The following is a 2,235-nucleotide window of genomic DNA, read 5'->3' as shown; positions in this document are numbered from 1 at the left end:
CCCCAGAACCTCCGGAACCCGGGCACCCTGCCGCCCCCCCCCCCCCCCGCGCCCCCCCCCCCCCCCCCCCCGCGCGCCGCGGCCCCCCCCCCCCCCCCCCCCCCGCGCGCGCGCGGGCCCCCGCGCCCGCGCGCCCCGCGCGCCCCCCCCGCGCCGGCGCGGTCCCATCGCACCGCGCCCTCGGCGATCGAGTCCAGGAGCAGGCCGCGCAGTTGACCGCGGTCGATCTCCGGCCGGCCACCGTCGGCGGAAGGCCCCTGCTGCGCCACGAGCGCGGCGGTGGCGAAGTCGAGCACGCGCCATGCGTCTCCTTCGGGGCGGGCGAGGGCGTGGAACCGGTCGAGGAGCCCCGCCGCGCGCAGGGCGGCCTGGCCGGTGTCGGCGTGCAGGTCGAGGGTGCCGCCCTGCGGGCGGGCGTCGGCGGATGCCTCGCGCTCGAAGACGGTGACGGAGCGGCCGTACTGCTGCAGGACCCGGGCGCAGGTGAGGCCGCCGAGACCGGCGCCGACGATCGCGATGCGGGGATCGCGGGGACGGCGGAGACGGCGGGGATCGCGGGCAGAGTTCATGGGAGTACCCCTCGGGGAGGTGGGTGGGCCGCTGGGAGGCCTGACATCACCAAGAAAGCACACTCGCTAAATAAGCGCAACGACTAAACTTTTGCAGCGGATGCACTTCGCCGATATGGTGGGCACGTGACCGAACCGACCGGGCGCCGCGAGCGCAAGAAGGCCCAGACCCGCCAGTCCCTGGCCGACGCCGCACTCGACCTCTTCCTCGAACACGGCTACGACCAGGTCGGCGTCAAGGACGTCGCCGAGGCCGCCGACGTCTCGGTGACCACCCTGTTCAAGCACTTCTCCGGCAAGGAAGCCCTGGTCTTCGACCAGGAGGACGACATCGAAGCAGCACTCGTCGCCGCCGTACGCGAACGCACCCCCGGCACGTCCATCCCGCAGGCGCTGCGCGAGCGCCTCCTGCTGGCGCAGACCCAGTTCGCCGTCCACACCGCGGACCCGCGGTTCGCCGACTTCACGCGCATGGTGCAGGAGACCCCCGCGCTGCGCGACTACGCCCACCGCATGTGGACGCGCCACGAAACCGCCCTGGCACGAGCCATCGCCGAGGCCGTCGCCGCCCCCGAGGACGACGTCAGCTGCGCCGCCCTCGCCCGTTTCGCCCTTGAGGCCCGCGGCCTCATCCTGCGGCACGTCGAACCGCGCCGAGCCGCCGACGAGGCCTTCGCCCTGCTCGAACACGGCTGGGCAGCCTCCCACCCGGGCACCTGACCCGGCCGCACCGCCTCTCGCCCTATGCCGCGACGCCGAGTTCCTTGCCGGTCCGCCGGAGGAACCCGACGACCTGCGGCTCGCGGCGCCACGGGGTGAGCGCGGTGTTGAACTCGCGGACGTAGTCCTTGGCCCGGCTGGACTGGACGCGGGCGAGGATGTCGACGGCCTGGTGGCCGAGCGCGAGGCCCTGGTCCAGGTCCTTGCTCTGGAGGTGGGCGGTTCCGACGATGGCCAGCCGCATCCCGACCGAGCGGGTGAACACCCCGGGCGGCATGGCGGCCGCCTGCGCGTTCCACCCGAGGGCGGCCCCGGGGTTCTTCAGATCGCGGAAGATCTCGGCGGCGTCGGCCGAGAGCCGGGCGTGGTGGTAGAAGTCGATCCACGCCGGCTCCACCGCGCCGTCGTGGGCCTGGTCGAGCAGGCTCTCGGAGGCGGCGAGCGCGGCGGAGGCGGCCCGGGCGTCATCGTCCCGGGCGTGGGCCCGGGCCTCGATGAGCTTGGTGAACGCGAGCACCCTGGGGGCCGCCCGGCCCCTGGCCCGCTCGAAGGCGCCCTGGGCCATGTCGATGGCCTCGCTCGCGAATCCCCTCAGCAGAGTTTGCATGGCCATCGTGGTCAGGACATAGCAGCCGAGCTGGACGTCGCCGCCGGCCCGGGCCAGGCGGAGAGCCTGGATGAAGTGCCGTTGAGCGACGTCGTGTCGGCCGACGTCGAAGGCCGTCCAGCCCGCCAGGCGGGACAACTCGGCCGTCGCGGACAACAGTTGCCGTCCGACCTCGTCGCTGAAGGAGCCGTTCAGGAGCGGGACCGCGCGTTCCCGGAGGCAGGCGGTGACGGAGTTGGCCTTCCAGTTCCCGCCGCCGTACTTGGAGTCCCAGCGCCGGGCGTCGTCGGCGGCGTCCCGCAGTTCGGCGAGGTCGGCGGCGCCGAACCGGCCGCGGGC

At 74.3% G+C, this 2,235-nt stretch carries 3 protein-coding genes; 1 reads left to right on the top strand and 2 read right to left on the bottom strand.

Annotation, left to right across the window (positions count from 1 at the left end; genetic code table 11):
• On the bottom strand, positions 1-569 hold a 569-nt coding region (locus ACFV61_RS28555; RefSeq protein ID WP_380494691.1), incomplete at its 3' end, for an FAD-dependent oxidoreductase.
• 126 nt (positions 570-695) lie between these two features.
• Between ACFV61_RS28555 and ACFV61_RS28550 the strand changes: the two genes are divergently transcribed.
• Positions 696-1,289, top strand: a complete 594-nt coding sequence (locus ACFV61_RS28550; RefSeq protein WP_380494689.1) for a TetR/AcrR family transcriptional regulator — start codon at positions 696-698, stop codon at positions 1,287-1,289.
• A gap of 22 nt (positions 1,290-1,311) precedes the next feature.
• Here ACFV61_RS28550 and ACFV61_RS28545 read toward each other — a convergent pair.
• The coding region (locus ACFV61_RS28545) for a sporulation protein (RefSeq protein WP_380494686.1) at positions 1,312-2,235 on the bottom strand (924 nt) is incomplete at its 5' end.

The sequence above is a fragment of the Kitasatospora sp. NPDC059817 genome, assembly GCF_042731835.1.
Lineage (GTDB): Bacteria > Actinomycetota > Actinomycetes > Streptomycetales > Streptomycetaceae > Kitasatospora.
Note: the sequence above shows the minus strand (reverse complement) of the source record. Positions and strands in the feature narration are given on the sequence as shown.